The following is a 25,619-nucleotide window of genomic DNA, read 5'->3' as shown; positions in this document are numbered from 1 at the left end:
CGTCAGAACTTGCGCCTCAGTTCGATGAACCAGCTGCGCGCATTGCCGATGTAGGCGCCCTTCGGCCCGGTGAAGCCCGATGTGGCATAGTACTTGTCGAAGATGTTCTCGATCCGGAACATCGCCTCGAAAACCTTGAAATCGTGTGATATCGTCGCATCGAACACCGTGAAAGGCTTCAGCCTGTCGCCCGAGCGGTCGAGCTGGTTGGAAACGTACTGCCCGCCTAAGGCAAAGGCGGTGTCGATCGGCGCCACCTGATAGCGCGTCCAGAACCCGGCCTGATGGTGCGGGGTATTCGGGAAGCGATCGCCCACCGAATTGTCGATCGACTGGCCTTCCACCGTCCCGGTGATCCGCGTGTCGTTGTAGGCGTAATTGACGCTGAACACCCAGTTCTTCGTAAGGTCGGTCGTCAGGGTCGCCTCGATACCTTTGCTGGTGACTTCGCCGACAGGCGCCAACTGGTCCACGCCGTTCACGGAGTCCTGCGAGACGTCCACCTGCAACACATTGCGCCGCACGATGCGATAGGCGGCAAGCGTCGCCTGCACCTTGCCGTCGAACAGATCGCTCTTGGCGCCGACTTCCCACTGGCTGCCGCTTTCCGGCTTGAACGGGCCGCCTGCCGCCGATGACTGATCGGCCACATCCTGCGGCTCGAAGGCCTGAGACCAGCTGACGTAGAGCGAGAGGTCGTGGCGCGGCTTGTAGATCGCGCCCGCGCGCCAGGTCGTGGCCGCCTCGCTGGCGCTTTCGCCTTCGATATAGTCGTTATCGTCGAACCAGTCGCGCCGCACGCCGCCGACAAGGATGACATGTTCACCGATGCCCAGCTGCTCCTGCGCATAGACGCCACGGCGAAGCGCTTTCGAGTCGGTGAGCGAAGGCGTCACGCCGGAAAGATCGGGCTTGGTGGAATCTCTGTAATCCGGGTCGATCAGCGACAGCGCGGGCACGTTGCGCGTCGCGTAATTGGTGCCGGTGGACAGCTCGCGATACCAGTCCGCACCCACCAGCACGGTGTGGCTGAACGGCCCGGTCGTGAATTTGCCCACCATGTTCGCCCCGAACGACAGGCCTTCCACATGGCGGTGCTGATCGCGGTATTCGCGCGTCACCGTATCGTAGACACCATCGCCATCGGTATCCTTGAGCGCTACCGGCTCGTGATATTCCTGATGCTCGTTATAGCGGAACCAGCGCCCCGCCAGATTGAACGAGATCGCGTCCGACAGCTTGCTGTCCAACCGCGCCTGCGTGACCAGCCCGTTGTAGCGGATGAAATCGTCGGGATCGTTGTGATTCCAGCTGCGGTACGTCAGGAAATTGCCGTTGGCGTCCACGGGAATGCCGCGCAGGCGGTTGCCGGGCAAGTTCTGATCGTAGTCCGTCACCTGCACGGTCAGCTTGGTATCCGGAGCGAGCTTGGCCGAGAGCCCGGCATCGCCGATCAGGGTGCGGCTGCTCGCGTGATCGCGGTAGCTGTCATAGTCCTCGTAGAATCCGCCGATCCGCCCGGTCAGGATACCGTCCTTGTCGAGCGGGCCGGTGACATCGACAGAGCCACCGTAGCGGCTGCGTCCGCCCAGGATCGCGCGCACGTTCGCCGCGAACGTATCCTGCGGCTTCTTGGTCACGTAATTGATCGTACCGCCCGGAGACCCGGCGCCATAGAGCATGCCCGCGGGGCCCTTCAGGAACTCCACCCGGTCGATCGTGAAGAGTTGCGGCACCGAAAACGTCTGGAACGGATCGCCGCGCAAGCCGTCATAGAACGTCACGTCCTGCGAAAAACCGCGATAGGTGACGGTGGCGTAGTTGTTGGCGCTGACGCCCGGCACATCGCGATAAAGATCGGTGATGTCGCGTGCACCCTGATCCTGCATCATCTCCGAATTGATGACCTGCACCGACTGCGGAATGTCGAGCGGGTTGGCCGGGATCTTGCCGACATCGGTATCACGCACCCGGTAGAGGGTCTGCGCACGCGCCGTGACGACGATCGCCTCGGCCGGATCGGTATCATCGGCAGTGGCGCCGGCAGCGTTTTCGTCTGCCGCAAATGCGGGGCCTGCCGTCAGGGAACTTGCCAGTGCCAGCAAGGGCAGAGGCGCAAGAATGCGCAGGGGAACCATGGTTTGGTTGCTCCTTCGGTGTTGTCGCAGTGAGAAAAGTGAAAAAAGAAAAACGGATCAGTAGATGTCGCGGAGATACCGGCCGCGCTCGGCCATCGCTTCGAGTTGCGCATCGCCCAGCACTTCGCGCAGCGCAGCGTCGACCGCCGGCGCCATGCCAAGCAGGCTGCCGCAGACGAGGATCGAGCCGCCGCCTTCGGCGACCTCGCGCAGCAAATCGGCGGCGGGCGGGATCAGATCCTGCACATATCGAGCCCCGGCGCCTCCATCGCGCGACCATGCCCGGTCGAGGCGAGACAGGGTGCCATCCGCCAGCCACGCGGCCAGTTCGTCGTCGAACAGCGCATCATGCGCACGATTGCGTTCGCCCAGCAGAAGCCAGTGACCGGTCTGCCCTTGCGCCGCCGCCTGTCGCAGATGTCCGCGAAGACCGGCGATACCTGTGCCGTTGCCGATCAGCACAAGCGGTCCCTTGGCATCCCCCGCGCGAAAACCGGGGTTGGCATGGAGACGCAGCGCAATCGTCTCGCCCATCCGTGCATGATGCGTCAGCCAGCCGGACCCCAGGCCCAGAGTGCCATCCTCTCGGGCAACCTGACGGATCACGAGTTCGATGCCGCCATCGGCAGGGATCGAGGCGATGGAATATTCACGATGGGGGAGCAGGCGCAGGTCTGCCACGATCACTTCCGGGGTGCCGCCTGCCCACTCGGGAAGCACCGAGCGCATCAGGTGATCGTGCAGGGAACGCCCCTCGACGCGCTCTTCACCATCGAAGTCGGATGCGGCCAGAAAAGCCTCGACTGCGTTCGGATCGTTGCCGGGCCGCACTTCTGCGATATCGCCCGCCTGCCAATCGTGCGCGGTCCCATCGAGCGGCTCCAGCCGGACATGGTACACCGGCCCGCCCGCGCTGCCTTCATTGAGGCGAACGCGCGAAACCAGCCGCCACGGCGCATAGGCTGCGGGCGCGAAGTCCGCCGCCATCGTGTCTGCCCCCAGCGCCGCCAGTTCCTGCTGCCACAGACGCTCGGCATTGGCGTCCTCGCCATCGACCTCGATCGTATCGAACAGCCTACGACCACCGCCGGAATGGAGCCAGCGGTCGACTTCGTGCCCGAAGGCGCAGAACTGCGGATATTCGCGATCGCCCAGCGCCAGAACGGCATAGTCGAGATTTGCGGCCTCGGGCGCTGTCGCCATCGCCTCGCGCGCGAAACGGCGGGCACGATCGGGCGCTTCGCCTTCGCCGTAAGTGCTCACCACGAAGAGGGCTCGCCGCGCCTGCGACATGGTTGCGGCGTCGACTTCGGCCAGCGGGAGCACCCGTGCGCCGCCGAGCGCAGAGGCTGTCTGGCGTGCAAGGCGCTCGGCCGATCCGGTCTGGCTGGCATAGGCCACCAGTATGTCCGACCCATGCCCCGCCACGGCAGGGGCCGCCTCTGCGGCCAGGCCAAGCGCCCGCTTGCGGCGGCGCCGCGCGAAATAGAGCAGCAGTCCGGTGATCGTGAACAACGGCATCGTCAGGCTGGTCAGCAGGATCACGATGCGCCCCGCCAGTCCGAAGATCGCGCCGCGGTGCACATCGAGCATCGATCCTGCGATCACCTTGCCCAGCGAGCGCTTCGCGTAAGGATCGACATCGAGCACCCGCCCGGTCGCAAGATCGATCTTCACGTCATCGGTCATCCGCTCGAAGCGGGCATCCGGCGGTGTCGCGCGGAAGCGCGCCTTGCTGCCGTGATCGGGCATGAAGATCGTGACAGACGCCCAGCGGCCATCCATCACCCGCGTAAACGAAGGCCACGCTTGCGCCAGCGAGACGACAGGCGGCTTGCCCTTTCCGCGCCCTTCACCGCCTTCCGACTGCGCCGATCCGGTCAGCACCACTTGCGCGGCATTGCGATACCAGTCGTAAGACCACCACAGGCCGGTCATCGCGCTCAGCAGATAGGCCAGCGCCACCCAGCCACCGATCACCGCGTGCAGTTCGCGCCAGAGATTGCGCCCGCTCTTGCGCCAGTCGAGCACCAGCCATGCCCGCCAGTCGAGCGGCTTCTTCGGCCAGCGCAGATAGAGGCCGGACAGCGCAAAGAAGAACAGCGCGAGGGCGGAAATACCCGTCAGCTGCCGTCCGGCGCCACGCGGGCCACCGGGCATCGCCAGCCAGCGATGGAGATTTTCGACAGTCTCGAAAAACGCGGCACCATTGGGCTGGCCCAGCAGGCGACCGTCGCGCGGATCGACGAAGGAGCGCTCGCCGCGCCCCTGTTTCCTGTCCGCAGGCGCCAGCCGCACCTGCCATGCCAGCTTCGGATCGCTTTCAACGGTCAGACGCTGGATCGCTGCCCCAGGCCGCTGCCCAGCGATCTGCTCGAAGACTTTCTCCGGCGCCTGCGGAGCAAGGCCGTCGGGCGCCAGCACGACGATCCCAGGGCTCAACCGCGCCATGATCTCGTCCTCGAAGCTCAAGAGCGCACCGGTCACGCCCATCACCGCCAGGATCAATCCGGCGGTAATTCCCAGAAACCAGTGAATCTGAAACAGCACTCTTCGCAGCACGACGTATACGCTCCCCGCCGTTCCGGCCGACGTTCGACCGGAACACTTGAGGGAATCACGCGTGCCGTTTGGCCTCGCGCCGCATTCCCGGCCCCTTCCGGAAACGCGTGCTAATGAAATCCATTCGCGTTAGCAATCCTGTAACGTACTGTATCGAAGATTTCAGATACTGGGTTCAGCGAACTTGCACGGTCTTACATCGGTGGCCGCAAGGCGCGCTCGCCGGTGTCGAGGGTTCGCCGTCTTGCCTTTGGCAGCCAATCACCAGCCGCGTGTCTATCAAGCTCCTTCGCTACGGATCGATATCGCCAGCGCGACGCCACCCCCCGCCAGTGCCGTGGTCAAGGCCACCACACCTGGCCAGGCTCCGTGCTGCCAAACCCACCCGCCAATCGAACCGGTCACGCTCGAACCGAGATAATAGGCCAGGAGATACAGCGATGTCGCATGGCTCTTGGCCTTGCCGCCCAGGCGCCCAACCCATGAACTGGCAACGGCATGGGCAGCGAAGAACCCTATCGTCACAAGCAGAATGCCCAGCGCGATCAACGCCAGCGAAGCGCCCAGCGTCACCAGCGATCCAAGCGCCATCAACGCGAGCGCCCCGGCCAATGGCCAGCGGCGCCCCCAGCGATCTGCCAGTTGCCCCGCCCATGGCGAAACGAAGATGCCGGAGACATAGCTCAGGAAAATCAGACTGATCGCCGTCGCACCGAGGCTGTAGGGCGGCGCCGACAAGCGAAAACCAGCGTAGTTGAAAACCACGACGAACACGCTGGTGAGAACGAAACCGACACCAAACAGCCGCGGCAGGTATCGGTGGTTCAGATGCCCACCCCAGGCGCGCGCGTGATAGGCAGGCTCGAAGCTCTTCTGAACGGCAAAACGTCGCGACGGCGGCAACAGCATCGCAAAACCCACCGCAGCAAGTATGCCCAGGCCACCCAAGGCTGCCATCGCAACCTGCCATGAGGTAAACTCGGTCAACAGCCCCATGCCGACACGCCCCATCATGCCGCCAAAAGCCGTACCCCCGACATAGCGCCCCATGGCCTTGCCCAGATCTCGGGCGTGCATCTCTTCACCCAGATAGGCCATGGCCACGGCGGGAACACCGCCGAGCGCCACCCCTTCGAACAAACGCGCCAGCAGCAGCAGCGTCCACGTCGGTGCCGCAGCAGCAGCCAGATTGCACAGCGCCGCCAGCGCCATCGATCCGAACATGAGAGGACGGCGCGGCAACAACTGCGAGACGGCACCACTGGCGAAAATCGCGAGCGCGAGCGCACCTGTCGTCAGCGAAAGCGCCAGCGAACTTGTTGCGGGGCTGACGTGGTAGTCTCTCGTGAACTCGGGCAGCAGCGGCTGCACGCAGTAAAGCAGCGAAAAGGTTGCGAAACCGGCGAGGAACAGCGCAATGCCCGCTCGGCGATAGTCGCGCGTACCACTCTCGATGCCTTCGTAGGCGCTCCCCAGCACCTCGCCCTCGGCCCGCAGCATGATCCCTGCAACACCCGCAGGCATCTCGTCAGGCTCTGATCCAGTTGTCTCCAGCGTCATGCCTCGCCCATGGACGCAACGCAGACAATAGTCCAATATATGAAATACGATCCATCGATAGGAAATTTGGATCGATATGTCCTGAGCATCCGTCCTTTCCATCCTCCTTTATCGACAATAAAAGTGTCCTCGCTTATGCTAAAGCCATCGGCAAAACGGGGGGCTTGGCGTGGCAGATTCAGGCCGCCACCCAAATACTCCAAGCGCCGCCGCATACAGGCATCCCGATAACGACTGGTCGATACTCCTAGCTGTTCGGCAATCTCGAACCCGTGGATGTTCGCGATCTCATCCGCCAGCCGGGCCCAGTCCATTTCTGGTAGGTCACCACCAAGACAGGAGCACGCGCGCAACGCGATCCACAAACCACCCCGGCCACGGCCGACAATTGAGCCTTCCGGTCAAGGCTTTCGGCTTGATCGCCCCTGCATCTGCGTTACCACGCCTGCATGGCACGCCCCATTACCGCCTCCGGTCCGACCATCGAACACGTTGCCAGCGAGGCCGGTGTCTCGATCCGCACCGTCTCGCGCGTGCTCAACAAGTCTCCGAAGGTCAACGCGGCCACGCGTGAGCGGATCGAGGCCGCCATTGCGCGGCTCGACTTTCGCCCCTCCCCGCGTGGCCGGGCGCTCGCCATGGGGCGCTCGTTCCTGATCGGGCTGGTTCATAACGATCGTAATGCGCTGGTGCTTGACGCCGTACAGCGCGGGATCGTCAACCATGCCAGCGCACGCGGCTACGAACTGGTCGTGCACCCATGCCCGCTCGACCCGCAAGACGCCGCCGTGGACGTGCTGTCGTTCCTCCAGCGCTCGCGCGTCGATGGGCTCATCGTGATGCCGCCCGTCTCCGGCCTGGAACCATTGGCGCAAGTTCTCGCCAGGAATGGCTTACCCGCCATAGCGGTATCCTCGGTGCCGCTGCCCCATTATGGCGAAGTCATTCTCAGCGACGAACGGGAAGCTGCCGCAATGGTCGCCCGCCACCTGATCGCACTGGGACATCGCCATCTGGGTTTGATCAACGGTCCGGTAGAGACAGCCTCAGCCATGCAGCGTCGCCAGGGCTTCCTGTCGGGCGCCCAAGGCGCGGGAATTACGGTTACGCAGTCGCCGGGGGACTACGGGTTTGCCTCAGGCATCGTCGGCGCAGAGATACTTCTGTCCTCCGACGAGCCCCCCAGCGCCATCTTCGCCGCCAACGATGTCATGGCAGCAGGCGTTCTGAAATACGCAGCACAGCATGGCATTGCCGTGCCGCGCGACCTGTCCGTGGCCGGCTTCGACGGAAGCCTGCTGGCCAGCATGGTGAGCCCGGCCCTTGCCACCGTGATCCGCCCGTTCGACCGGATCGCCAGCGAAGCGGCACGGCGCCTGCTCGATCGCATCGACGGTATCGACAGCGAACCGGCCATCATTCCCGCGCTGACGCTCGATCCCGGCGAATCCTGCGCGCGCTGGACGGGTTAGGAAAGGCTTCCCCTTTCCAGCACTTCCAGGCCATGCTCGACGGCATTCGTGAAGCGGCTATCGGCGCCAAGATCGCCGAACACTTCCGTCAGCGCCAGCATCGCCCGCCAATCGCCGGCCCGCGCCAACAATGTATCGGCCAACGGATCGACGAGCGAACGACCCTCACGCGCCGCCCGGTCCACAAATCGCACCCATGCGGCAACCGGCAGTACCAACCGCTCGACACTGCGCCCCGCCGAAAGCGTATCGCGCACCGTCCCGAGCAGACGATAGGGCAATTTTTGCGATCCATCCCAGGCGATCTGCGAGAGCAGGTGACGGATCGCCGGATTGGCGAAGCGCGCCAGAACATCCGTGATATAGTGCCCAAGGTCCAGTCCGGGCGGCGGCGACACCGTAGGTGCGATGTCCTCACGCATCAGGCGCTCGACAAAGCTCGCCAGTTCGGCATCGGCCATCGCATCAGCGACGGTTTCGTGGCCCCGTCCCAGCCCGATGTAGGCAAGCGAAGAATGCGCGCCGTTGAGCAACCGTAACTTGGCCTGTTCGAACGGGCGGACGTCCGCTGCAAACGTAACGCCCGCGCATTCAAGTTCGGGGCGCTCTGTAACGAAGCGATCCTCGATCACCCACTGCGAGAAGCGCTCACGCTGGATCGGCCAGGCGTCCTCCAGGCCGGTTGCTGCCATAACCTGCGCGCGCAGGGCATCGTCGGTCGCCGGTGTGATCGAATCGACCATCGCATTGGGAAAGCTGGCCAATTCCGGCAATGCCTGCGCCAGTTCCGGATCGACTGCTTCAGCAAGCGAACGCACGGCGCCTTCCAGCTTTCGGCCATTATCGGTGAGATTGTCGCACGACAGTACCGTTATCGGGCCTGCACCGGAATGGCGCCGCGCCTGAAGCGCTCGCACCACCCAGCCGGGGAAAGAGGAAGGCTGCCACACGGGAGCGTTTCGGGCGGCATCGATGTCGGCCAAGATCGCGGCATTCCGGATATCCAGAGCACCGCCCGCGTCAAGGCAATAGCCCTTTTCGGTCACGGTAGCCGAGATAATCCGGGTCTGCGGATCCGCCAGCGCAGCCAGGATCGCCGCAGTCTGGTCCCCGGTCAGAACCTGCCCGATGCTGCCGATAACGCGATAGTCCGTCACGGCATCGAGCAGCGCCAGCGTGTAAAGCCCGCCTTGTGGATTGAGCCCATCGGCGACACCGCGCGAATGCAGGCTGACGCCGGTTATGCCCCAGCGCGGATCATGACCCAGCAGCGTGTCGAAGGCCGCCGCCTGATGCGCACGGTGAAACGCGCCGGGGCCGAAGTGGACGACGCCGGCGCGCATTCCTGCGCGGTCGTAACCCGGCTTTGCCACGCCTGCGGGCAGGGCAGACAGGGCTCCTTGCGACAGGCGCATCAGGCGCCGACCATTTCCGGCTGCGGCGCCTTCAGGCCATAGGCCTTGCGCACCAGCCCTACCGTCAGTTCCCGCGCAAGTTCAGCGGCCTGCCAGTCTTCCATGCGATGCTCGGCAACCAGACGCGCAAGGAAACCGCAGTCGATCCGCCGCGCAACATCGTGCCGCGCCGGGATCGAGAGGAACGCGCGCGTATCGTCGTTGAAGCCCACGGTATTATGGAAACCGGCGGTTTCCGTGGTCATCTCGCGGAAGCGGCGCATGCCTTCGGGGCTGTCATGGAACCACCACGATGGCCCGAGGCGCAACGCCGGATAGTGCCCGGCCAGCGGCGCCAGTTCGCGCGAGTACGTCGTCTCGTCGAGCGTGAAGAGGATCACGGTCAGGTCCGGCTCGTTGCCGAACAGATCGAGCATCGGGCGCAGCGCCTCGACATATTCGGTCGCCTGCGGAATGTCGGCGCCCTTGTCGCGGCCATGGCTGGCGTAAAGCTGCGCGTTGTGGTTGCGGCACGAACCGGGGTGGATCTGCATGGTCATGCCATCCTCCAGACTCATGCGCGCCATTTCGGTGAGCATCTGCGCGCGGAACAGCTCTGCCTCGCCTGCATCCGACTGGCCGGATACGACTTTTCCGAACAATGCCTCACACTCGGCCGTCGAGAGATTGGCGGTGCGAGGGGTGAGGAAACCATGATCCGTCGCCGTCGCGCCCATCGCGCGAAAATCGGCGCGGCGACGGCGGTGGGCGGCGAGATAGCCCTTCCAGCTCAACACATCCTCGCCCGAGAGTTCGCCGAAACGCTTGAGCGCGCTGGCGAATTCCTCATGCTCCGGGTCGATCACCGAGTCCGGGCGATAGGTGGTAACGACGTTTCCGCGCCAGCCCGAAGCGCGGATCGCCTTGTGATGCGCAAGGTCGTCATCCGCACCTTCGGTGGTCGCCAGCAGTTCGATATTGAACCGCTCGAACAGCGCGCGAGGCCGGAATTGCGGCGTTTTCAGCGCCTCCCCGATCAGGTCGTAATAGTGATCCGCCGTCCCAGCATCGAGCGTGATCTCGATCCCGAACACATGTGCGAACACGTGGTTGAGCCACATGCTCGACGGTGTTCCGGCGAACAGGTGCCAGTGGCTGGCGAACGTGCGCCACGCCTCGCGAGGATCGGTGTCCGGCAGCACACCACCTCGGCGCGGCACCGCCAGAGCATCCAGCGCAACCCCTTGGGAATAGAGCATTCTGAACAGGTAGTGGTCCGGCGCGAGCAACAGTTCGGTCGCGTTCGACCATGCCTCGTTCCCGGCAAACCACGCTGGATCGGTGTGCCCGTGCGGGCTGACGATCGGCAGGTCGGCAATGTCGGCATAGAGTTCGCGCGCGATCGCCCGTGTGGTCGGATCGGCGGGGAACAGACGGTCGGGATGAAGCGTGAGGCGGGGCATCGGGTTTCTCCTGTCGCCCCTCGACTAGCCGCTTGTGCCAACGCTGGCAATGGCGTAAATCCGCCATATGCGTGAAACCATGACCACCTCTCCGCCACTCCCTTGCGCACCCTCTCCCGCCACGATTCCCGAGGCCTTGCGCATTGCCGAAAGCGACGATGTGGCGGTCGCGCTGAAACCCCTTGAGAAGGGGCAGCGAACGACCTGCAGCGACACAAGCCTGATCCTGCGCGACGATATCCCCGCCGGGCACAAGTTCGCCGTGCGTGCCATCGAGCCGGGGGAAGCGGTCCATCGCTACCGCGCCCCGATCGGCACCGCCACTCGCCCCATCGCGGCGGGCGAGCATGTCCATTCGCACAATCTGGCAACGGCCCTTCGCGGCGAGCAGGGGTACGTCTTCACCGCTTCCGCCGCGCCCCTCTCGCCCTCTTCCGACCCCACGTCCGGCTTTGCGGGATACCACCGCGCCGATGGCAGCGTGGGCACGCGCAACGAGGTGTGGATTCTCCCGACCGTCGGCTGCGTCGGGCGTCTGGGTGAACGCCTTGCCGCGCGGGGCAACCTGCTCTGCGCAGGCATGCCGCAGATCGATGGCGTTCACGCCTTCAACCATCCGTTCGGCTGCTCGCAGCTCGGTGCGGATCTCGACGGGACCGCCGCGATCCTCGCGGCGCTGGCGATGAACCCCAACGCGGGCGGCGTGCTGCTGCTGGGGCTGGGCTGCGAATCGAACCAACTCGACGCGCTGCTAACGCGCATTCCGTCCGAGCGCCGCGACCGCCTGCGCGTGCTGCGTGCGCAGTCCGAAGCCGACGAGTTCGCCGCGGGGGAGACGCTGCTGGCCGAACTGCTGGAGGTCATGGCGCAGGACCACCGCGCACCTGCGCCGCTTTCAGCCCTGCGCCTCGGCGTCAAATGCGGCGGCTCGGACGCGATGAGCGGGCTGACCGCCAATCCGCTGATCGGGCTGATGGCCGATGCCGTGACACAGGCGGGCGGCACCGCGATCCTGACCGAAATTCCGGAGATCTTCGGCGCCGAAACCCTGCTGATGGAGCGCGCCACCAGCCGCGAGGTGTTCGACAGCCTCGCCAGGCTGGTCAACCGCTTCAAGCGCTACTTCATCGACCATGGCGAGCCGGTTTCGGAAAACCCCAGTCCCGGCAATATCGCAGGCGGCATCACCACGCTGGAGGAGAAATCGCTCGGCGCGGTGCAGAAGGGTGGCCTCGCGCCGGTGGTCGAGGTACTCGACTACGGCGCGCGGATCACAGCGCCGCTGACGCCGGGTCTTGTCGTGCTCGAAGCGCCGGGTAACGACGCGGTTTCCACCACCGCGCTGGCAGCGGCAGGGGCAACGGTCACGCTGTTCTCGACCGGGCGCGGTACGCCGCTCGGCAGTCCGGTGCCGACGATGAAGATCGCCTCGAACGCCGCGCTCGCCGCACACAAGCCGGGGTGGATCGACTTCGACGCCTCGCGGGTGCTCACCGCAGGCATGGACAAGGCCGCCGAGGCGCTGCTGGCGCGGATTCTCGCCATCGCCAGCGGCGAACCCGCCCGCAACGAGGCCAACGACGAGCGCGCCATCGGCATCTGGAAGCGCGGCGTGACCTTGTAAGTCAGCGCTTCAGATTAACGCGCGCGAGGCGCCAGCTTGCGATAGACCCCGGTGAACGTCACGTTCATGCCGCCACAGGCATCGACCGGGGTATAGGCGATCAGATAGGGGCCGAGCAGCCGGAAGCTGGCGCTGCAATCTTGCGCATCGTCCTTGGGAAACACCCGCGTCCAGTCGGACGCCAGCCCCTTTTGCGCGGACAGCGCGGGCCAGTGGAAGCCGTGATCGTACTCGCCACCCCCTATTTCGGCATCCACTTCGGCAACAAAGCCGCCCCAGCTGCCGGTCGGCTTTACATAGGCGGCGAAATTGCCGAGATGGACGCCGCCGTTGCGCACCCGTTCGGGATCGCCCGCGCCCCATGTCGCATCGCCCATGAACGAGAACACACCGGGCGTGGCACTGCGCGTCACGGTGATCTGCTGCTCCGCGCTGTCCTGCCAGTCGCCGATCCAGTCCTGCGCGCCGGGCATCGGGCCAGACTGCGGCGCTGGCACGTTCTCCAGCAGTCGCGTCTCGATCGCGCCGTCGCTCGGCGTACCGGTCGGTCCGACGAAATCGACCACGGTGAACGCACCCAAAGTATAAGACGCGACCGCCACGTCGCCGGGCAACAGGTAGCCCTTGCGCTTGCAGGCCGCCGTCAGGTTCGGACAGCCCGGCGTGACAACGTTCTGATAGAAATAGGCCTTGGCCCCCGGCTTCACCCGCACCAGCCATGCGTGGCGCATCGCCGCCTGCGGCTCGGCCTGATGGCCCTGCGGATTGTTGTAGAACACACCCGCCATCGCCGCAGCCGGGAGCGCCAGCAGCGGCAGGACGAGAACGGCCATGACCTTGCGCATGGTGCGGCGCCTCACGCCGCGATCCCCGCCGCTTTCGCCCCCAGCACCACGATCGCATCGCGGCCTGCAAGCCGCACCTGCAAGCCGCGCCGTCCGCCGTTGAGATAGATCGCCGGATGGGCCAGCGCGCTCTCGTCGATCACCACGGGCACGCGGCGGGTCTGGCCGAAGGGGCTGATGCCGCCGATCTTGTAGCCGGAAATCCGCTCGGCATCGGCGGGCTTCATCATCGCGGCGGCCTTCACCCCCAGCGCAGCGGCAACGCGCTTCAGGGATACCTCACCGCTGCTCGGCGCGATGGCGCAGGCGGGCTTGCCATCGGCCATGACCATCAGCGTCTTGAACACGCAGGCCGGATCGACGCCCAGCGCCGCCGCTGCCGCCTCGCCGATGCTGTCGACGCCGGGGTCGTAATCGTACTCGAAGGTCTCGAAGGCGATCCCGGCCTTGCCCAGCATCGCCGTGGCCCGTGTTGCTGTTGCCATGCCCGGCCATCCTTCCTCGTTGTGCGAGAGACGGACTACCGGGCGGGGCACGGCGAGGCAACACTCTCAGAACAGGTCGAAATACTCGCGCTGTTCCCAGTCGGTCACGGCCTGGTTGTAGCGCTCCACTTCGGCGCGCTTGATCAGCAGGAAGTGATCGACGAAATCGCTGCCCAGCTTCTCGCGCAGCAGCGTGCTGGCATCGAGGTGTCCGAGCGCCGCCTCCAGCGTACGCGGCAGGGTCTCGACATTCGCCGCATAAGGGCTTTCGACCGGGGCGGGCGGCTCCAGCCCCCGTTCGATCCCGGCAAGCCCCGTCACCATCTGCGAGGCTAGGTAGAGATACGGATTTGCGGCAGGCTCGCCCACGCGGTTCTCGATCCGGCGCAGCTTGGCGGCACCGTTCGCCAGTACGCGCAGCATCGCGCCGCGATTGTCCTGCCCCCAGGCGATCCGGTCGGGCGCGAGCGAATTGGGGCGATAGCGCTTGTAGCCGTTGATCGTCGGCGTCGAGAGCGGCGCAGCAGCCATGGCGCCCGCCAGCAGGCCTGCGAGGAACTGGCGACCGAGCGTGGACAGCCCCGGCGCGCCGTCCTGCGGCGCGAAGGCGTTGGTCCCGGTCTTCGTATCGCGCAATGACTGGTGCAGGTGCCAGCCGCTCGCCATCGCCTCGGGCAATTGCGGGCGACACATGAAGCTGGCGTGCCAGCCATGACGCCGGGCGACCTGCTTCACCATCGAGCGGAACAGCACCATGTCATCGGCGGGGCCGATCCCGGTGCCGGTCTTGAACACGAACTCGCACTGGCTCGGCCCGAACTCGACTTCCATCGAGTGCAACGGCAACCCAAGCGCAAGGCAATGCCCGCGCAGGATCTCGACCATCGGCTCGATCTGGTCATACCGCTGTTCGGTGAGGTAGTTGTACCCGCGATGCAGCAGCGAGACGCGCGGCGGGGCCGGCGGCTGTCCCGCCTGCTCGGGCGCAAGGCTGGCGTCTTCCAGCTTGGTGAGGTAGAACTCCACCTCCAGCCCGCTGACGTACTCGAACCCGCGTTCGGCAAGGCGGCCAGCCGCCTCTCGCGCCAGCCGCCGGGTGGAGGCGACCACCGGGCGGCCATCGTGATGGTAGAGATCGCACAGGACCCACCCGGCCCTGTTGGCCCAGCCCAGCACCTTGAAGGTCGCCGGATCGGGCACCATCACCACATCGCCGCCGCCCTGCAGATCGGCATTGCCGATCCCCGCGCCTGCCGCGAAGACCGGAACGACCGTGCGGTGCGCGGTGTCCTTGAGCAGCAGCGTCGAGGTGATCGCGCAGCCGTCCTCGAAGGCGCCTTTCAGCGAGGCCGCCAGCAGCGTCTTGCCGCGCGGGATGCCGTGCATGTCGGCGAAGACGAGGCGGATCGTCTCGATCCCCTCCGCCTCGACACGGGCGAGCACTTCGCCCGCAAGGCGACGCTGTTCGTCCGACCACAAGCCGTGGTCGGCGATGAAATCGGCACTCACTCAGCCGCGATCCCGGCGAACCACGGCGCGGCTTCGCGACGGCGCGCGTCGACCATGCGCCAGTAGGCCTCGAGATCGGCACCCTGTGGCGCCACACCGTCCACCGTACCCGGATCAGCGACAGCCCGCGCTTCCTCGGGCGTGAGATCGAGCAGCGGACGCTCGCCCTTCTCCACCGCGCGGATCTGCTTCAACAGGAGCTGGCGATAGGCGACGATGCCCTTGTCGGTCGTCCCCAGATGCTCGCGCGTGCGGTCCTGAATACGGCCCATTGACTCGACCGCCCACTGGTCGTGAACGTTGATGTCCTCGCCCATGCCGGTGTAGGTCTTGCTCTTCTGCTCGACCACATCGTAGCCGTAGTCGTTGTGCCGACCGAGACGCGGCTTGTAGTCGGGCAGTTCATAGAGCGTCAGGCGCTGGCGGCGCATCTCGGCCTTGTCCACCGCCTCGGTGAAGCTGGTGAAGGCGGCGTACCAGTAGCACGAATGATCGTCGATCGGGACGTGCCACTGGGTGATCGTCATCGTTTCGGACAGCGGGATCACGAAGGCCTGCGGGAAGAACAGGTTGGTGATGCGCACATGGGTCTGCCCCTCGGGCAGCGGGCGCAGCGCGGTCAGACGGAAGCCGATATCGGTGGGCGTGATCCTGATATCGGGGTTCTCGAACTCGCGCAGGACCTGGATCATGGTCATGTCGCTGTCGGCCGAGCGGGCGCGGAATTGCTTGCCGTAGGCATCCGCCTCCTCGTCCTCGAAGAAGCGGTGGAGGAAGCTGGCATGGGCCGGATCGATGCCGACTTCCAGCGCCTGCAGCCAGTTGCAGTCGAGATAGCCCTTGAACGCGAAGACGTGCGTCGTCGGCGCGGCGAAACAGTCGAGGCCGGGAAAGGCTGGCGGCTCGCCTTCCCCCAGGAAGCCGAAGATCATCCCCGCCTGCTCCACCACCGGATAGGCGCGCTGCTTCACGCGGCTGCACAGCTTCGATCCGGCAGGCTCGCCCGGCGTCTGGATGCAGTTGCCATCCACGTCGAACAGCCAGCCGTGGAACAGGCAGCGCAGGCCGCCGTCCTCTAGCCGCCCGAAGGCCAGATCGGCGCCGCGATGCGGGCAGTCGCGGTCGAGCAGGCCAAGCCGCCCGGCTTCGTCGCGGAACAGCACCATGTCCTGCCCCAGCACCTTGACGGCCTTGGCCGGACGCGGACCTTCCAGTTCCTCCAGCAGCGCGATCGGCTGCCAGTAGCGGCGCAGCAGCGCCCCCAGCGGGCGGTCCTTGCCGCTCAGCGTGACCAGATCGTTCTGTTCGGGTGTCATGGCTCTCGTATCCGTCGCTAAAATCCGGTGCCCCTGTGGCGGAGCATCTCTCCTCCTTCATGCCCCAGACCCGCGCCCGCGTGTGTTGCCGAGTGGAGGGCAGCGCGTTGCCGAATGCGACAACGCGCCCGCTTGAAGCGTTGCCGTTTCGGCCATACAGATCGAGACTATCCTGATCCTTCCTGTCGTGAGAGTCCCGATGAGCCAGCCAGTCCGCGAAATCCGTCATGTCGCCGTGTTCTGCGGCTCGAACACCGGGCTTGGCGATACTTACGAGAAAGCCGCCGCCGCGCTCGGCAGCGCGCTGGCGAAGCGCGGGATCGGCATTGTCTATGGCGGCACCCACAAGGGTCTGATGGGCATCCTCGCCGATGCGGCGCTGGCCGAAGGGGGCCGGGTCCACGGCGTCATCAACCAGCGCCTGTTCGACCGGGGCCACCTGCACCCCGGCCTGACCGAGCACGAGATCGTCCCTTCGATGCGCGTGCGCAAGGAACGCATGCTGGACGTGGCCGATGCCTGCATCGCGCTGCCCGGCGGCATCGGCACGCTGGAGGAATTCATGGAGGCCTGGACGCTCAACCAGCTGGGCGAGATCGACAAGCCGGTGGGCCTCTACAACGTCGGCGGCTTCCACGAACCGTTCATGGCCTTCATCGACACGATGATCGCCCAGAAGTTCCTGCCGCCCGAACACCGCAACGGCGTCGTCCTCGAAGGCGAACCCGACGCGCTGATCGACGCGCTGGCCGCCTTCGAGAAGCCGGTCGTGCCCAAATGGCTGTAAGCGGCTGAGGCACCTCGCCCGCGCCGCCTACCCGCCTCAGTGACTGTTTGGAAAATGCCTGATTGGCATTTTTCCGAAGCGGCACCGGCCCTCTCCCCCACCCTACCACCCAACGGTAGTATCCTGCGGGTGGTAGGGTGGGGGAGAGGGCCGGTGCCGCAAAATTCGGCCATGCCGAATTTTCAAACGGGCTCTCAGGCCACTTCGTAACCCGCCTTTGCCGCCCAGATCTTCGCATCGGCCCCGGCAGGCAGGCGCATCGGCGCGTCCGCGTCGGTCGCTGCACGCCAGACCGCTTCGGCCACATCGATCGGGTGGGTCAGCGGCTGATCCGAATTCTGGAAATTGGCGAAGATCGCGGCGGCAATGTCGGCATAGGCTTCTGGAATATCCATGCCCATGCGCTCACGCGCGTTTTCGCCGAACGATGTGGTGGGCGCGAGACCGGGCAGCACGATCCGGGCGCGCACGCCGAACGGCTCCAGTTCCAGCGCCACGCTTTCAGTGAAGGCATTCACCGCTGCCTTGCTGGCCGTGTAGACCGACAGCAGGTGCAGCGGCACCAGCGTGACCGTGGACGTCACGTTGACGATGGTCCCCGATCCGCGCGTCCGCATCTGCGGAATGAAAGCACGGGTCATGGCGATGGTGCCGAAAGTGTTGGTCTCGAAAACCTCGCGCACGTTGTCCATCGTCAGCCCTTCGACCGCGTTGAGCAGGCCAACCCCGGCATTGTTGACCACCACGTCAACCGGACCTGCGGCCTCGACCACCGCCGCAATGCTGCCCGCATCGGTGACGTCGAGCGGCAGGATGCGCAGGTTGTCGGCAGCGGGGAGAAGCTCTGCATTCGGCTTGCGCATCGTGGCGATCACGTTCCAGCCGCGGGTCTGGAACAGGCGCGCGGTTTCGAGGCCGAAGCCCGACGAGCATCCGGTGATGAGAACGGTGTTCATGACATGAAACTCCTGTTTGGGGCACCGTCCTTGCGGCGCATGACCCAGAGTAGGCATGCCGCGCCGGACCTTCCACGATCCATCGTCCGCCATTCATTTGAATTTGTCCGAATGCGTTCCTACCTCACCGGCATGACCGATCCTTGCGCCTTCGATCCCTTTCCCACCACCGCGCTGGCCCATGATCCGCTGACCCAGATCGTCGGGCTGCTGCGCCCCAGCACGACGTATTCCAAGCTGGTCGAAGGCCATGGCCGCTGGCGCGTGCCGCGCATCGGCATCGACCGCCCGTTCTTCTGCGCGGTGCTGGAGGGCGCCTGCTCTTTCCGACTGGAGGACGGCGAGCCGGTGGAACTGCGCGCGGGCGACTTCGCGCTGGTGCCCAGCCTCGTCAACGATTTCACCAACACCAGCCTCGTGCCGCCGCCGCCCGGTATCGACACCTGGCCGGTCGAACTGGCGCCGGGGCATTACCGCCTCGGCGAGCCGGGCGATCCGGTGACGATCCGCATGGTGGTGGGCCACTGCGATTTCGGCTCGGACGATACGCAGCTGCTGCTCTCGCTGCTGCCGCGCTTCGTCCATGTGCGCGGCGAGCCCCGGCTGACCACGCTGGTCGAACTGGTCAATGGAGAGGCCCGCGCCCGCCGTCCGGGGCGTGAAGTGGTCATGGCGCGGCTGATCGAGGTCCTGCTGATCGAGGCGCTGCGCACCACCTCCGGCCCCAGCGCCCCGCCCGGCCTGCTGCGCGGCCTTGCGGATGAGCGTCTTTCGGTGGCGCTGCGCGCGATCCATGCGGACCCGGTGCATGGCTGGACGATCGACGAACTGGCGCGCGTTTCGGCGCTCTCGCGATCGAGCTTCCACGATCGCTTCCGCCGTGAGGTGGGGCTCGCCCCGATGGAGTACCTCACCGCATGGCGCATGGCCCTGGCGAAGGACCTGCTGCGGCGCGAGCGCATCGGCGTGGCGCAAGTCGCCGCGCGGGTGGGCTATACCTCGGCCAGCACTTTCAGCACCGCCTTCACCCGCCACGTCGGCCAGCCGCCGATAGTGTTTGCAAAGGGGATGCCGGAACCGGTGTAGGTGGTATCCCGCGTGTCCGAAAGTTAACCGCACGGCATGACCAAAGCCGCTGGCGTTGGCTCACGCCAGTGCTACATTGCCGGATTGTAACGGGTGGGGTTAATATGACGGTCTGGCAAAAGCTTATCGGTGCAATCGCGTCAGCCTTGCTGATGGCCTCCGTGCCAGTCGTCCCTGCTTTGGCGAAGGGCACGCCGGTCGTCGGGCAGCTCGCGCCCGACTTCCAGTTGACGCTGATGGACGGCTCCAAGGTGCGTCTGGCCGACCTCAAGGGACAGGTCGTGGTGCTCAATTTCTGGGCTACATGGTGCGTGCCCTGCCGCACCGAACTGCCGCTGCTGGACAGCTACTACGCCGCGATGCGCCAGCACGGGCTCAAGGTCTTTGCCATCACCACCGAGGACTCACTGCCGCCCTACAAGCTGAAGGCGCTGTTCGCAGCCATGAGGATACCCGCAGCGCGCGGCATCAAGGGGCCTTACGCTCCGATGGAAGGCGTGCCGACGAACTTCGTGATCGATCGCGCCGGACGCCTGCGCTACGCAAAAGCCGCCGCGTTCGACCTCGACGACCTCAACAGCGTGCTGGTGCCGCTGCTGCAGGAAAAGGCGCCGCCCGCCACCCCACCTGCGGTCGCCATGGCGGGGAAGTAAGGCTCTCCTTCCCCGACTTCCTCACACCGATGTGTCAATCCAGATCGATTTGGTCTGGAAGTGCTCTTCGACATGCTGGCGGCCGTATTCGCGGCCCTGCCCGCTCGCCTTGATCCCGCCCGACGATACTGCAGGGTCGATCCGGTTGTAGCAGTTCACCCAGACCGAGCCTGCCTTGAGCGCGCGAGACAGCCGGTGCGCGCGGCCAAGGTCGCGGGTCCACAGCCCTGCGCCAAGGCCGAACTCGGTGGCATTGGCGCGGGCTATGGCTTCCTCTTCGCTGTCGAAGGAGAGCGTCGCCAGAATGGGCCCGAATATCTCCTCGCGCACGCAGCGCATGTCGTCCTGCGCGCCAAGCAGCACGGTCGGTGGGAAGAAGAACCCGGCATCCAGCCCCTCGCCCGACAGCCTGCCGCCGCCCGAGATGGCCTCCGCCCCCGCCGTCAGGGCATCGGCCATATGCGTCGAGACACGTTCCAGCTGGCGCGCGGAAACCAGCGGGCCAAGGTCGGTTTCGGGATCGAGGCCATTGCCGATCTTCAGCGCCGCGGCGATCCGTGCCACTTCCTGCGCGAACTCGCGGTGGACCGAGCGCTCGACGAACAGCCGCGTCCCCGCGCTGCACACCTGCCCCGAATTGGCGAAGGCCGCGACCACCGCCATCTGCGCGGCCTTTTCCAGATCGGCATCGGCGAACACCACGTTGGGCGACTTGCCGCCCAGTTCCAGCGACAGCCGCTTGAGATTGCCCGCCGAAGCCTGAACGATCCGCCGTCCGGTCGCCTCCGAGCCGGTGAAGGCGATCTTGTCGACGCCCGGATGCGCCGCCAGCGCCGCCCCCGCATCGGCGCCGAACCCGGTGACGACGTTGAACACACCGGCGGGAACGCCCGCCTCCAGCGCCAGTTCGGCCAGCCGCAACGGGGCAAGGCTGGCGTCCTCAGCGGGCTTCAGAACCAGCGTGCAGCCGCTCGCCAGCACCGGGCCGAGCTTGAGGACCGAGGCCCAGAGCGGCCCGTTCCACGGGATGATCGCCCCGCACACGCCCACCGGCTCCTTCACCGTGGCGACGAACAGCGCGGGGTCCGACGGCGCAGGCACGCTGCCCTCGATCGACCGGGCGATCCCGGCGTAATAGCGCAGGAGGTCGACCAGCAGCGCCACCGATCCACGCGTGTGCCGGATCGGCGAGCCCATCTCGGTGGTGTCGAGCCGGGCGAATTCCTCGCCATGGGCTTCGAGCAGATCGGCCAGCCGCAGGATCAGCGCCTGCCGGTCTGCGGGCGAGAACTTCGGCCAAGGCCCGCTCTCGAACGCCCGGCGCGCGGCGGCCACGGCAGCGTCGATATCCGCCGAGCCGCCCTTGGCGATCTGCGCCAACAGTTCGCCGGTCGCCGGATTGCGCGTCTCGAACCACTCGCCCGAAACCGGGTCGGTCCAGACGCCATCGATCAGCAGCCGCTTGCTCGTTACCTCCGCGTTCATGCGATCAGGCCCTCAACCGGAAGCTGACGCTCTGCGCGCCGTCCCACAGCACTTTCTTGCCCAGCTCCGGCAGGTGCTCCAGCCCCTCGACGATGGTCAGGAAGTGGATACCCGCGAGCGGCCCCAGCTTGCTGGCGAACGCGACGCCGCCATAGGCAAGCAGGATCTCGCATTCGCTGTACCCGCCGGGATAGAAGATGAACTGGCCCGGTGCCGGATACCGCGTGGGGTTCTCCCAGGGCAGGTCGTAGACGGCATCGCCCAGCGGAATCCACACGCCCTCGCCGCTCCAGCGAACATGGATCAGCTTCTCGTCGTAAGGCAGCATCGCCTTGAAACGCGCGGCGGTGACGGGGGCCAGTTCCTCTTCCAGCTTCGCTACGAAGCTGTAGGGGCCGGCGACAATATCGATCAGCGTGGTCATCGGTATATCTCTTCGGAAAAGGTCAGGCCAAAGAATCAGGCCGCAGCGGCCATGCGCGCGAAGGCGCGGGTCAGGTCGTCGATCAGATCTTCCACCGCTTCGAGGCCGACGTGGATGCGCACCGCAGGTCCGGGCGCCGACCACTCGGAGGCCGAGCGCAGCGTTTCGGGGTAGGTCGGCACCACCAGGCTCTCGTACCCGCCCCACGAATAGCCGAGCTTGAACAGGTCCATGTGGTCCATGAAAGCCGCGAACTGCTTTTCGGTGCAGGCTTCCAGCACAAAGCCGAACAGGCCCGAGGCGCCATCGTAATCGCGACTCCAGATCGCGTGTCCGGGATCGGAGGGCAGCGCGGGATGCATCACGCGATGCACTTCGGGGCGCGCGGCCAGCCACTCGGCAATGGCAAGGCCCGAGACATGGTGCTGCTTCATCCGCAGCGGCAGCGTGCGCAGGCCCCGCATCGCCATGTAGATATCGTCCGGCCCGGCGCAGTAGCCCGACTGCGAGGCGATCTTCTTGACCGGCACGAACGCCTCCTCGGTCGTCACCGCGATGCCCAGCATCAGGTCCGAGTGGCCCGAGATATACTTGGTGGCCGCGTTGATCGACACGTCCACGCCGCGCTCCAGCGGGCGAAAGTTGATCGGCGAGCCCCAGGTGTTGTCGAAGATCGTCTTGATGCCCCGCGCGCGGCACTCTGCGGTGATCGCGGGCACGTCGGTCATCTCGAAAGTCAGCGAGCCGGGGCTTTCGAGATAGACCACCTTGGTATTGGGCTGGAACAGCTCGACGATCCCGGCGCCGATGTTGGGGCGGTAGTACGTCACCTCGACGCCGAATTTCTTGAGCACGCTCTCGCAGAAATCGCGCGCCGGGCCATAGAGGCTGTCGACGATCAGCAGGTGATCGCCCGCCGCCAGAAACGCCGTCAGCGAGGCGCAGATCGCGCCGAGGCCGCAGCTGGTGGTGATCGCGCGATAGCCGCCTTCCAGCAGCGTAACCGCATCCTCGAACGCGCGCGTCGTCGCCGTGCCCTCGCGACCGTAGGTGAAACCGACGAAGGCGCCGGACGCGCGATCGCGGCGGGTTTCCAGCAGGTCCTCGACCGAATCGAACAGCACGGTCGAGCAGTGATAGACCGGCGGATTGACGACACCGAAGTTCGCCTTGGGATCGCGCCCGGCGTGGAGCGCCTGCGTCTCGCGGCGGAAATCGGTGAGATCGGTCTTGGGATCAGTCACGGGGGAATACTCCTTAAACGACGTGCCGGTTAAACAACGGTGCCGGAATCAACGACGATGTCCTGCCCGGTAATCATGCGCCCACTGGGGCCGACGAGATGCAGCAGCGCGGCGGCAATGTCTTCCTCGGTCACAAGGCGCCCCAACGCGGTGGTGGCGAGAAAGCGTTCGAGCGGCGCGCCTTCGGGCTCACCGTTGCGTGCGGCGCTTTCGCGGAACAGGCGATGGATGCGCTCACCCTCGACCCCGCCGGGCGAGATCATGTTGACGCGCACGCCATGCGGCGCCCCGTCGAGCGCGGCGGATTTCACCAGCCCGCGCAGCGCCCACTTGGAAGCGGCATAGAGCGAGAAGCCCGCGACGCCCTTGTGACCATACGTGCCGCCGATGGCGACGACCCTGCCACTTCCGCGCGCGACCATGCCCGGCATCGCGGCGGCCATCGCATTGACGACGCCCAGCACGTTGATGTCGAAACAGCCGCGATAGTCCTCTGCCGTGGCTTCCCACACCGGGCGGCGCGGCGCGCCGACGCCTGCGGTGCAGACCAGCATCTCGACCGGGCCGGAGGCCGCTTCGGCAGCCTCGACGGCGGCTTTCAGGCCAGCGGCATCGGCAACGTCCGCCGCATAGGATCGAACAGTCAAACCCTCGGCCGCAAGCGCCTCGGCCGCCGCCGCGCCGGTCGCCCCATCGCGCCCCACCAGCGAGACGGCGGCGCCTGCCTGCGCCAGCGCACGGGCAAGGCCCAGCCCGAGACCGCGCGTCCCCCCGGTGACGAGCGCATGGGAGCCGGCGAGGGAAGCGCCAGCAAGAATAGGCGAGTTTCCGGGTTCATTCATCGATGCGACATCCGCTGCGGGTTTCAATTCTTACAGGGCCCTGACCCTGAGGGCAGGTGGTAGCGCATCGCGCGCAATCGCCAAGGTGATGATTAGGCGACGGACCCGTCACTAAAAAGCACAGCGGGCACGCTTTGTGTTGCCCTAAACAGTTCACGGGACGAATTATCCGCATTGCGACGCAGATATCGCGAGCCGCTCCGGCCTCACCGCCGACAGGAAGCGCCGCGCAAGGACACAGGAGTTGGGCAGACATGAGCCGTAGCGAAAGAAGCGAGGACGATATTGCGGCAGCCGCCGTCGTCTCGCTGGAGGAAGTCCCCGTCATCGATTTCGCGCCGTTCCTGGCGGGCGATGCCGCCGCGCGACAGGTCGTGGCCGACGAGATCGCCCACGCCTGCGAGGAGATCGGCTTCTTCTACCTGACCGGCCACGGCGTGCCGCAGGATGTGGTCGATGCGATCTTCTCCACCGCCGCCGAATTCTTCGCGCTGCCCGATGCCGAGCGCGCCAAGGCCAATGCGACGCCCGAATGGTATCGCGGCTATATCCCGATGCCAGAGCGCCAGCCGATGTCGCGCAACACCCGCATGTTCGAGCAGTACCGCCTGCAGCACGAATGGGGGCCGGATGCGAAAGACATGCAGCACGCGCGCATCTTCGATCAGGTCAACCGCTGGCCCGAAGGGCTCCCCGCCTTCAAGGATGCGGGCGAGGCATATCTTGCCGCGATGCTGGGGCTGGGCCGCGAACTGCTGCGCGCCTTCGCGCTCGGCCTCGGGCTCGACGAGAACCGCTTCGACGATACCTTCCGCCAGCCGCCCTCGCAGCTTTCGGTGAACTATTACCCGGTGCTGCCGCTGGAGGCCGAGAGCGACGTCTCGAACATGATCTCGCACACCGACGAAGGGCCGTTCACGATCCTGGCGCAAGGCGCGGTCGGCGGGCTGGAGGTCAAGCGTCGCGACGGTGCGTGGATCCAGGCGCCGCCGGTCAAGGGCGCCTTCACGATCAACGTTGGCGACATGATGATGTGGTGGTCGAACGGGCGGTTTCTCTCGAACTACCACCGCGTGCGCAACCGTACCGACGTCGAGCGTTTCTCGGTGCCCTATTTCGCCAATCCCGACCGCGACGTGACCGTCGCCCCGCTGCCCGAGCTGCTGAACGGCGAGGCCCCGCGTTACGAACCCGTACGCGTGGCCGATCACCTTTCGCGCTTCTACAGCCAGCTTTCGAAGAACCCGCATGAAGCCTATTCCTGACATGAAGCCTACTGCCAAGATCGGTGCCGACATCGGCGGCACCTTCACCGACGTCGTTCTGGAAATCGGCGATCGCCGTCATTCGACCAAGCTGCTGACCACATACGACGCCCCGAACGCGCGCTGCTGGACGGGGTGACGCTGCTGCTGGACGAGGCGGGGATCACCCCTGCCGAGGTCTCGCTGGTGGTCCACGGCACGACGCTGGCCACCAATGCCCTGATCGAGCGGCGCGGGGTGACGCTGGCCATGCTCACTACCGAGGGCTTCCGCGATGCGCTGGCGCTGGGCACCGAAAGCCGCTTCGACCAGTACGATATCGGCATGGAAAAGCCCGAAGCGCTGGTGCCCCGCCGCCTGCGTCTGGGCGTGCCCGAACGGCTCGACGCGCTGGGCAACGTGCTGCTGCCGCTGGACGAGGACGCCGTGCGCGCCGCCGCCGCCACCTTCCGCGCCGAGGGGGTGGAGAGCATCGCGGTCGCCTTCCTGCACAGCTACGTCAACGGCGA

At 65.9% G+C, this 25,619-nt stretch carries 21 protein-coding genes and 1 pseudogene; 7 read left to right on the top strand and 15 right to left on the bottom strand.

All coding sequences use genetic code 11. The annotated features are described in order from the left end of the window. Window positions 1-2: 2 nt before the first annotated feature. The 4 genes from CI805_RS15180 to CI805_RS15165 all read right to left on the bottom strand — a co-directional run bounded on the left by CI805_RS15180 (window position 3) and on the right by CI805_RS15165 (window position 6,574). Window positions 3-2,138, bottom strand: a complete 2,136-nt coding sequence (locus CI805_RS15180; protein ID WP_260928944.1) for a TonB-dependent siderophore receptor — start codon at window positions 2,136-2,138, stop codon at window positions 3-5. A 57-nt stretch (window positions 2,139-2,195) separates the two neighbouring features. Further along, window positions 2,196-4,688 carry a sulfite reductase flavoprotein subunit alpha gene (locus tag CI805_RS15175; protein WP_260928942.1) on the bottom strand — a complete coding sequence of 831 codons (2,493 nt, stop codon included), beginning with the start codon at window positions 4,686-4,688 and terminating at the stop codon, window positions 2,196-2,198. Between the two features lie 291 nt (window positions 4,689-4,979). Next, window positions 4,980-6,260: an MFS transporter gene (locus CI805_RS15170; RefSeq protein ID WP_260928941.1), complete on the bottom strand. Its 1,281-nt coding sequence runs from the start codon at window positions 6,258-6,260 to the stop codon at window positions 4,980-4,982. Beyond that, window positions 6,257-6,574 (bottom strand): hypothetical protein, encoded by a 318-nt coding sequence (locus CI805_RS15165; RefSeq protein WP_260928939.1) that lies wholly within the window; start codon window positions 6,572-6,574, stop codon window positions 6,257-6,259. Before CI805_RS15165 ends, CI805_RS15170 begins: the two co-directional genes overlap by 4 nt. Before the next feature lie 135 nt (window positions 6,575-6,709). Here CI805_RS15165 and CI805_RS15160 point away from each other — a divergent pair, with 135 nt between their 5' ends. Next, on the top strand, window positions 6,710-7,732 hold the full coding sequence (locus CI805_RS15160) for a LacI family DNA-binding transcriptional regulator (protein ID WP_260928938.1): 1,023 nt from the start codon (window positions 6,710-6,712) through the stop codon (window positions 7,730-7,732). Here the strand turns inward: CI805_RS15160 and CI805_RS15155 are convergent. Together CI805_RS15155 and uxaC are read right to left on the bottom strand one after the other, a co-directional pair. Next, window positions 7,729-9,147 carry a mannitol dehydrogenase family protein gene (locus CI805_RS15155; RefSeq protein WP_260928937.1) on the bottom strand — a complete coding sequence of 473 codons (1,419 nt, stop codon included), beginning with the start codon at window positions 9,145-9,147 and terminating at the stop codon, window positions 7,729-7,731. The two genes, CI805_RS15160 and CI805_RS15155, sit on opposite strands and share 4 nt — an antisense overlap. After that, complete coding sequence (uxaC, locus tag CI805_RS15150) at window positions 9,147-10,589, bottom strand: glucuronate isomerase (RefSeq protein ID WP_260928936.1); 1,443 nt, start codon at window positions 10,587-10,589, stop codon at window positions 9,147-9,149. The genes CI805_RS15155 and uxaC overlap by 1 nt, the downstream gene beginning before the upstream one ends. Before the next feature lie 79 nt (window positions 10,590-10,668). On the opposite strand from uxaC, the gene CI805_RS15145 reads away from it, so the two are divergent. Next, window positions 10,669-12,213, top strand: coding sequence for a UxaA family hydrolase (locus CI805_RS15145; RefSeq protein WP_260929762.1), 1,545 nt, complete (start codon window positions 10,669-10,671; stop codon window positions 12,211-12,213). Window positions 12,214-12,227: 14 nt separating this feature from the next. Here the strand turns inward: CI805_RS15145 and CI805_RS15140 are convergent, their stop codons facing one another. The 4 genes from CI805_RS15140 to CI805_RS15125 form a co-directional block, all read right to left on the bottom strand. Continuing rightward, window positions 12,228-13,073 (bottom strand): hypothetical protein, encoded by an 846-nt coding sequence (locus CI805_RS15140; protein ID WP_260928935.1) that lies wholly within the window; start codon window positions 13,071-13,073, stop codon window positions 12,228-12,230. After that, the gene (gene ybaK / locus CI805_RS15135; protein WP_260928934.1) at window positions 13,070-13,543 is read right to left on the bottom strand and encodes a Cys-tRNA(Pro) deacylase; all 474 of its coding nucleotides are present in this window, start codon (window positions 13,541-13,543) and stop codon (window positions 13,070-13,072) included. Before ybaK ends, CI805_RS15140 begins: the two co-directional genes overlap by 4 nt. 66 nt (window positions 13,544-13,609) lie before the next feature. Continuing rightward, window positions 13,610-15,052: a glutamine synthetase family protein gene (locus CI805_RS15130; RefSeq protein WP_260928933.1), complete on the bottom strand. Its 1,443-nt coding sequence runs from the start codon at window positions 15,050-15,052 to the stop codon at window positions 13,610-13,612. Further along, entirely contained in the window at window positions 15,049-16,368 is a 1,320-nt protein-coding gene (locus CI805_RS15125) for an aromatic ring-hydroxylating dioxygenase subunit alpha (RefSeq protein WP_260928932.1), read from the bottom strand. Before CI805_RS15125 ends, CI805_RS15130 begins: the two co-directional genes overlap by 4 nt. Before the next feature lie 199 nt (window positions 16,369-16,567). Between CI805_RS15125 and CI805_RS15120 the strand changes: the two genes are divergently transcribed. Continuing rightward, the gene (locus CI805_RS15120; RefSeq protein WP_260928931.1) at window positions 16,568-17,155 is read left to right on the top strand and encodes a TIGR00730 family Rossman fold protein; all 588 of its coding nucleotides are present in this window, start codon (window positions 16,568-16,570) and stop codon (window positions 17,153-17,155) included. Window positions 17,156-17,349: 194 nt separating this feature from the next. Here the strand turns inward: CI805_RS15120 and CI805_RS15115 are convergent, their stop codons facing one another. Then, window positions 17,350-18,111, bottom strand: coding sequence for an SDR family oxidoreductase (locus CI805_RS15115; RefSeq protein WP_260928930.1), 762 nt, complete (start codon window positions 18,109-18,111; stop codon window positions 17,350-17,352). Window positions 18,112-18,243: 132 nt separating this feature from the next. Between CI805_RS15115 and CI805_RS15110 the strand changes: the two genes are divergently transcribed. After that, complete coding sequence (locus CI805_RS15110) at window positions 18,244-19,197, top strand: AraC family transcriptional regulator (RefSeq protein WP_260928928.1); 954 nt, start codon at window positions 18,244-18,246, stop codon at window positions 19,195-19,197. 152 nt (window positions 19,198-19,349) lie between these two features. Next, window positions 19,350-19,850, top strand: a complete 501-nt coding sequence (locus CI805_RS15105) for a TlpA family protein disulfide reductase (protein WP_260928926.1) — start codon at window positions 19,350-19,352, stop codon at window positions 19,848-19,850. Window positions 19,851-19,871: 21 nt separating this feature from the next. Here CI805_RS15105 and CI805_RS15100 read toward each other — a convergent pair whose 3' ends face one another. The 4 genes from CI805_RS15100 to CI805_RS15085 are packed head-to-tail and all read right to left on the bottom strand — an operon-like array spanning window position 19,872 to window position 23,845. Next, a complete protein-coding gene (locus CI805_RS15100) occupies window positions 19,872-21,335 on the bottom strand; it encodes an aldehyde dehydrogenase family protein (RefSeq protein ID WP_260928924.1) in 1,464 nt (487 codons plus the stop codon). Window positions 21,336-21,339: 4 nt separating this feature from the next. Next, the gene (locus CI805_RS15095) at window positions 21,340-21,759 is read right to left on the bottom strand and encodes a DUF3830 family protein (protein WP_260928923.1); all 420 of its coding nucleotides are present in this window, start codon (window positions 21,757-21,759) and stop codon (window positions 21,340-21,342) included. 35 nt (window positions 21,760-21,794) lie between these two features. Beyond that, window positions 21,795-23,003, bottom strand: coding sequence for a cystathionine beta-lyase (gene metC / locus CI805_RS15090; protein WP_260928921.1), 1,209 nt, complete (start codon window positions 23,001-23,003; stop codon window positions 21,795-21,797). Between the two features lie 29 nt (window positions 23,004-23,032). Continuing rightward, entirely contained in the window at window positions 23,033-23,845 is an 813-nt protein-coding gene (locus tag CI805_RS15085) for an SDR family NAD(P)-dependent oxidoreductase (protein WP_260928919.1), read from the bottom strand. Between the two features lie 254 nt (window positions 23,846-24,099). Here CI805_RS15085 and CI805_RS15080 point away from each other — a divergent pair, with 254 nt between their 5' ends. Together CI805_RS15080 and CI805_RS21150 are read left to right on the top strand one after the other, a co-directional pair. Next, on the top strand, window positions 24,100-25,110 hold the full coding sequence (locus CI805_RS15080; RefSeq protein ID WP_260928917.1) for an isopenicillin N synthase family dioxygenase: 1,011 nt from the start codon (window positions 24,100-24,102) through the stop codon (window positions 25,108-25,110). Next, window positions 25,094-25,596: pseudogene (locus CI805_RS21150) on the top strand (hydantoinase/oxoprolinase N-terminal domain-containing protein); the annotation flags it as partial. The gene CI805_RS15080 and the pseudogene CI805_RS21150, both read left to right, overlap by 17 nt. Window positions 25,597-25,619: the final 23 nt, after the last annotated feature.

This window comes from Novosphingobium sp. 9 (genome assembly GCF_025340265.1).
In the GTDB taxonomy this organism is placed as follows: Bacteria; Pseudomonadota; Alphaproteobacteria; order Sphingomonadales; family Sphingomonadaceae; genus Novosphingobium.
Note: the sequence above shows the minus strand (reverse complement) of the source record. Positions and strands in the feature narration are given on the sequence as shown.